This window comes from Streptomyces sparsus (genome assembly GCF_054776295.1).
This window is the reverse complement of record NZ_BAAHCA010000225.1, coordinates 1-6,167: the sequence shown is the minus strand read 5'-3', so window position 1 is coordinate 6,167 and position 6,167 is coordinate 1. Positions and strand designations below refer to the sequence as shown.

General features: G+C 70.4%; 7 protein-coding genes. All 7 read left to right on the top strand.

The window, feature by feature from the left end; genetic code table 11:
• The first annotated feature begins 188 nt into the window (after positions 1 to 188).
• On the top strand, positions 189 to 845 hold the full coding sequence (locus ACYVE9_RS12810; RefSeq protein ID WP_461027934.1) for a GntR family transcriptional regulator: 657 nt from the start codon (positions 189 to 191) through the stop codon (positions 843 to 845).
• Between the two features lie 32 nt (positions 846 to 877).
• Positions 878 to 1,780, top strand: coding sequence for a dihydrodipicolinate synthase family protein (locus ACYVE9_RS12805; RefSeq protein WP_461027933.1), 903 nt, complete (start codon positions 878 to 880; stop codon positions 1,778 to 1,780).
• On the top strand, positions 1,777 to 3,504 hold the full coding sequence (araD, locus tag ACYVE9_RS12800; RefSeq protein WP_461027932.1) for an L-arabinonate dehydratase: 1,728 nt from the start codon (positions 1,777 to 1,779) through the stop codon (positions 3,502 to 3,504). Before ACYVE9_RS12805 ends, araD begins: the two co-directional genes overlap by 4 nt.
• A 248-nt stretch (positions 3,505 to 3,752) precedes the next feature.
• Entirely contained in the window at positions 3,753 to 4,682 is a 930-nt protein-coding gene (locus ACYVE9_RS12795) for a carbohydrate ABC transporter permease (protein WP_461027931.1), read from the top strand.
• Positions 4,679 to 5,593, top strand: a complete 915-nt coding sequence (locus ACYVE9_RS12790) for a carbohydrate ABC transporter permease (RefSeq protein ID WP_461027930.1) — start codon at positions 4,679 to 4,681, stop codon at positions 5,591 to 5,593. The genes ACYVE9_RS12795 and ACYVE9_RS12790 overlap by 4 nt, the downstream gene beginning before the upstream one ends.
• A 5-nt stretch (positions 5,594 to 5,598) precedes the next feature.
• Positions 5,599 to 5,754 (top strand): hypothetical protein, encoded by a 156-nt coding sequence (locus tag ACYVE9_RS12785; protein WP_461027929.1) that lies wholly within the window; start codon positions 5,599 to 5,601, stop codon positions 5,752 to 5,754.
• Positions 5,751 to 6,167, top strand: a 417-nt coding sequence (locus ACYVE9_RS12780) for a Gfo/Idh/MocA family protein (protein ID WP_461027928.1), incomplete at its 3' end; no start/stop codon positions are given. The genes ACYVE9_RS12785 and ACYVE9_RS12780, both read left to right, overlap by 4 nt.

Sequence of the window (6,167 nt, the reverse complement as noted above, 5' to 3'; positions counted from 1 at the left end):
TGGGCGGCCCGGTGCGGGCCGCCGGCGTGCCCGGTCGCCGTCGGATCAGGTGGGGTCGCCGGGATCTCGCCGGAACTTCTTCTGTCAGAAGCGTTGACGAAACATTCGGCGCGCCTCTAGCTTCATCGCGTCGTACTTCGTACGTCATATATGAGACGCGATACGCGAGATGCGAGAGCCTTTCACCCATGACCTTTGCGCCTTCCCCGATCCCGTCCCGGACCCAGTACGTGCTGGAGGCCATCAAGCACGCGATCCTCACGGCGCAGCTTCGACCAGGGCAGGCGCTCGTGGAGACCGAACTCGCCGCACAGTTCGGGGTGTCGAAGACCCCCGTCCGTGAGGCGCTGAAAACCCTCGCCGGCAGCGGCCTCGTGGTGATGAGCCAGTACAAGGGCGCCTTCGTCCGACTGGTCGACGCGTCCATGGCGCGCGAGGTCTACGACGTACGGCTGATGCTCGAACCGGAGGCGCTGCGGCGTTCCATCACCCGCAGGGCATCGCTCGACGCCGCCCAGGAGGCCCTGGAACGGGCCGACTCGGCGGACGACAAGGCAGACCGGTCGCTGGCCAACCGGGAGTTCCACCGAGCGCTGTACCTGCCCTGCGGCAACCCGCTGCTGGCGCGCATGCTCGACGAACTCCGCGACCAGGCGGCCCTGGTCTCCACCGTGGCCTGGGCCTCCGTTCCGACCTGGGAACGGGAGGCGGCCGAGCACCGGGAGATCCTGCGGCTGGCGCTGGCCGGGGACGCCGCAGCGGCGGCCGGGGCCCTGCACCACCACATCGCGTCGTTCGTCCACCGTGCCTTCCCCGACAACGAAGACGGGGGTGGCGCGGCATGAACGGCCGGTACACCGACGAAAGGCCAGTCCGAATGGACCTCTCACCGCTGAAGGCGGCACTCGCAGACGTCGTCGCGATCCCGGTGACCCCCTTCGCCCCCGACGGCGGCATCGACACCGCGGCGCACCGTGCCCTGCTGCGCCGGATGCTCGACGGCGGCGTGCGGGTGCTCACCCCCAACGGCAACACCGGGGAGTTCTACGCGCTCTCCCCGCAGGAGCGCCGCACCGTCACCGAGCTGACCGTCGAGGAGGCGCGCGGCCGGGCGTCGGTCCTGGTGGGCGTGGGGCACGACGTGCCGACCGCCGTGGCGGCCGCCGAGCACGCCCGGGAGATCGGCGCCGCCATGGTGATGGTTCACCAGCCGGTGCACCCTTACGTGTCGCAGGACGGGTGGATCGACTACCACCGGGCCGTCGCCGAGGCGGTGCCCGAGCTGGGCGTGGTGCCCTACATCCGCAACCCGCTGCTCGGCGGGGACCGCCTGGCGGCCCTCGCGGACAGCTGCCCCAATGTGATCGGCGTGAAGTACGCGGTGCCGGACGCGGCGCGCTTCGGCGCCTTCGCCCGGGACGCCGGGCTGGAACGGTTCACCTGGGTCGCGGGCCTCGCCGAGCTGTACGCGCCCTCCTACTTCGCCACCGGCGCCACCGGGTTCACCTCCGGGCTGGTCAACGTGGCGCCGGGCGTCTCGCTCTCGATGCTGGCCGCGCTGCGCGACGGCGACTACACGGCGGCGATGAAGGTGTGGGAGCAGATCCGCCGGTTCGAGGAACTGCGCGCGGACCGGCAGTCCGCCGACAACGTGACCGTGGTCAAGGAGGCCCTGGCCTCGCTGGGGCTGTGCAGCCGGGACGTGCGTCCGCCGAGCCGGGTGCTGCCGGAGGCGCAGCGCCGGGAGGTCGCCGACCAGGTGGCGGGGTGGTCCGTATGACGGCCCGCGTCACACCCGAGGAGCTGCGCAGCCACCAGTGGTACGGCACGGACGGGCTGCGGTCGTTCAGCCACCGGGCCCGCACCCGCCAGCTCGGTTACCTGCCCGAGGAGCACCTGGGCAAGCCGGTCATCGCGATCCTCAACACCTGGTCCGACATCAACCCCTGCCACACCCACCTCCGCGACCGGGCGCAGGCCGTCAAGCGCGGGGTCTGGCAGGCAGGCGGCTTCCCGCTGGAGTTCCCCGTCTCGACCCTGTCGGAGACGTTCCAGAAGCCGACACCGATGCTGTACCGCAACCTGCTGGCGATGGAGACGGAGGAGCTGCTGCGCTCCTACCCCGTCGACGGCGCGGTGCTGATGGGCGGCTGCGACAAGTCGACCCCGGCGCTGCTGATGGGCGCCGCATCGGTGGACCTGCCGACGGTGTTCGTGCCGGCCGGGCCGATGCTGCCCGGCCACTGGCGCAACGAGATCCTCGGTTCCGGTACCGACATGTGGAAGTACTGGGACGACAAGCGGGCCGGCCTCATCGGTGACTGCGAGATGAGCGAACTGGAGAGCGGACTGGCCCGCTCGCCCGGCCACTGCATGACGATGGGCACCGCCTCGACGCTGACGGCGGCGGCCGAGGTGCTGGGCGTGACGGTGCCGGGGGCCTCGTCGATCCCCGCGGTCGACTCCGGCCACGACCGGATGGCGGCGGCGTCGGGGCTGCGGATCGTCGAACTGGTCTGGCGGCAGCTGACGTTGTCGCAGCTGCTGACGGCCGACGCGTACGAGGACGCCGTGGCCACCGTGCTCGCGCTCGGCGGCTCGACGAACGCCGTGATCCACCTGATCGCGATGGCCGGCCGTTCCGGGGTGGAGCTCACCCTCGACGACTTCGACCGGATCGCCCGCACCGTTCCGGTCCTGGCCGACCTGCGGCCGGGCGGCCGGTACCTGATGGAGGACTTCCACTTCGCCGGCGGGCTGCCGGGCTTCCTGACGCGGCTGTCGGACGTGCTGCACCTGGACCGTCCCACCGTGGCGCACGACTCGCTGCGCGAGCAGTTGGCGGGCGCCCGGGTGCACAACGCCGAGGTCATCCGGGAGCGCGACAAGCCCCTGGCGGACGAGGGCGGCGTGGCGGTGCTGCGCGGCAACCTCTGCCCGGACGGCGCGGTGATCAAGCACATCGCGGCGGAGCCGGAGCTGCTGCGGCACACCGGCCCCGCGGTGGTGTTCGACGACTACCGCGACATGCAGCGCCGCATCAACGACCCGGCCCTGGCCCTCACCGCGGACCACGTGCTGGTGCTGCGCAACGCCGGCCCGAAGGGCGGCCCCGGCATGCCCGAGTACGGCATGCTCCCGATCCCCGACTACCTGCTGAAAGAAGGGGTCAGGGACATGGTGCGGCTGTCCGACGCGCGGATGAGCGGCACCAGCTACGGGGCATGCGTACTGCACATCGCCCCCGAGTCCTACGTGGGCGGCCCGCTGGCCCTGGTGGACTCCGGCGACCTGATCACCCTCGACGTGGCGGAACGCAGTCTGCACCTGCACGTCACGGACGAGGAGCTGGCCCGCCGCAGGGCCGCCTGGACACCCCCCGCAACCCGGTTCGAGCGCGGCTACGGCGCTCTCTACCACGAGCAGATCACGCAGGCCGACACCGGCTGCGACTTCGCCTTCCTCGCCCGGCGGGGCGACGTACCCGACGCCTACGCGGGCTGACGCCCACCCTCTGATCATCTTCTGCGTCCCTGGCACACCCCGCACCAGATAGAAAGCGCTTACTCCCTGCAATACCAAGCCTTACCCATACCGATCGCACGACCCCTCACCCCGCCCGATCCCAGCGTCCGACCGCACCACTCACCCACACCGACCGCTCGGCCCGCCGAGACACCGAGGGTGCCGCTGCCCACCGCACGCGGATCCACGCGTACCACCCCGGCACCACAGGAGAACGGAGACGTGTCATGGCCCAAGGCGCAGCCGTGGCCACACCGCCAAAGGCGCCCAAGCGCCGCTCGGCATCCCCCCGCCGACTGCCGTACCTGCTGATCGCTCCCGCGGGGCTGTTGATGCTCGGCTTCATCGCCTACCCGGTGATGAGCGTCTTCTACTACAGCCTCCAGGACTACAACGTCACCAAGCCCTGGCGGAACGGCTTCGCGGGCGTGGACAACTTCGTCCGGATCTTCACCGCCGACGACCAGTTCTGGTCGTCCCTCGTCTTCAGCGGCAAGTGGGTCGTCACCCAGGTCTCGCTGCAACTGCTCCTGGGGCTGGCGCTGGCGCTCATCGTCAACCAGACCTTCATCGGCCGCGGCATCGCCCGCGCGATGGTCTTCTCCCCGTGGGCCGTCTCCGGTGTGCTCACCAGCACCATCTGGATCCTGCTGTACAACTCCTCCACGGGCTTCAGCCGCTACCTGGCCGACGCGGGGCTCGGCGAGTACGGCACGTCGGTGCTCTCCGACACCGGAACCGTCTTCTGGGCGGCGGTGGTCGCCGAACTCTGGCGGGGCGTGCCCTTCTTCGCGATCCTCATCCTCGCCGACCTCCAGTCCGTGTCCAAGGAGCTGTACGAGGCGGCCTCGGTCGACGGCGCCGGGCGGATGCGCCAGTTCTTCCACATCACGCTGCCGCACCTCAGGGACGCGATCGTGCTGTCCACGCTGCTGCGGGCGGTCTGGGAGTTCAACAACGTCGACCTGCTGTACACCCTGACCGGCGGCGGACCGGCCGGCGTCACCACGACCCTTCCGCTCTACGTCGCCAACACCGGTATCGAGGGGCACGACTTCGGTTACGCCTCGGCACTCACCACCGTCGCCTTCGTGATCCTCCTCTTCTGCTCGATCCTCTATCTGCGCCTGAGCAAGTTCGGAGGCGACCACAAGTGACCGCCGCACTCGCCGTCAAGCACGGCACCGACTCCCCCGGCACGTCCCCGCAGAGCCCTCCGCCGCCCGCCGCGCCCAGGCGGCGCGGCCGGGAGCGGGCGTTCGACGAGGCGCCGCGCTGGCAGATCTACGTGCCACTCGGCATCTACCTCGTCTTCACGCTCATCCCCTTCTACTGGATGCTGCTGTTCGCCCTCCGCCCCGCGGGCTCCACCTCACTCGTGCCGTGGCCGATGACCGGCGAGCACTTCTCGAAGGTGTGGAACGAACGCAGCTTCGCGCTGTTCTTCCAGAACAGCATGCTCGTCGGCGTCTGCACCCTGTTCACCACCACGCTCGTCGCGCTCGCCGGCGGCTACGCGCTGGCCCGCTTCAACTTCCGGCTCAAGAACCCGTTCATGCTGGCGCTGCTCTGCTCGCAGTTCATCCCGGGCGCGCTGATGCTGGTGCCGCTGTTCGAGATCTTCAAGAACCTCCAGATGATCAACTCCCTGTGGAGCGTGATCATCGCCGAGACGGTCTTCCAGCTGCCCCTGTCGATCATCCTGATCAGCGGCTTCATCAAGAACGTGCCCAACACGCTGGAGGAGGCCGCCTGGGTGGACGGCTGCTCACGGTTCCGCGCCTTCTGCACGGTGGTGCTGCCGCTGCTGCGGCCCGGCCTGATCGCCGTCGGCTCCTTCGCCTTCGTGCACAGCTGGAACCACTTCCTCTTCGCCCTGATGTTCCTCAGCGAGCAGGACAAGCAGACGATCCCGGTGGGGCTGAACACGCTGATCGGCGCGGACAGCGTCGACCTGGGCGCGCTCGCCGCGGGCGGTGTCATCGCCGCGGTGCCCGTGGTGATCGTCTTCGCCTTCATCCAGAAGTGGCTGATCACCGGTTTCAGCGCCGGCGCAGTGAAGGGCTGACGGCCGTGCGGCGAACCACCACCGAACCCGGCTCCGGCCCGGACGACAAGGACCCCTCCATGGCGCACGACCCACCCATGGCCGCACGCCGGGCACCGCAGCGCGGGCACTCCGAGGCCGCCACCGTCCCCGGCGGCGGCACCGACAGGAGGACGGCATGACCGGCACCGCTCCCCTCCCCCTGGTGCTCGCCGGGGCCCGCGGCCACGGCAGCTGGCACCTGGCGAACATCCGCCGACTCCAGCAGCGGGGCGTGGTCCGGCTGGTCGGCGTCTGCGAACTGCACCCGCTGGACGAAGCGGAACTGGCCGGTCTGGACGGACCCGCGCCGCGGCAGTCCGCCGACTTCGGCGCGCTGCTGGACGAGACCGGCGCCCGCGCCGCGATCATCTGCACCCCGATCCAGACCCACACCGAACTGGCCCTGGCCGCCGCCGCGCGCGGCGTCCACCTCCTGCTGGAGAAGCCGCCCGCCGCGACCTGGGCCGACTACACCCGCATGGCCGACGCCGTGCGCGGCGCCGGCGTGGCCTGCCAGATCGGCTTCCAGTCGTTCGGTTCGCACGCCGTGCCC

Bases quoted from the DNA above. Each gene is read 5' to 3' on its own strand.
- ACYVE9_RS12810 (WP_461027934.1), top strand. From the start codon at position 189: ATGACCTTTGCGCCTTCCCCGATCCCGTCCCGGACCCAGTACGTGCTG.
- ACYVE9_RS12805 (WP_461027933.1), top strand. From the start codon at position 878: ATGGACCTCTCACCGCTGAAGGCGGCACTCGCAGACGTCGTCGCGATC.
- araD (WP_461027932.1), top strand. From the start codon at position 1,777: ATGACGGCCCGCGTCACACCCGAGGAGCTGCGCAGCCACCAGTGGTAC.
- ACYVE9_RS12795 (WP_461027931.1), top strand. From the start codon at position 3,753: ATGGCCCAAGGCGCAGCCGTGGCCACACCGCCAAAGGCGCCCAAGCGC.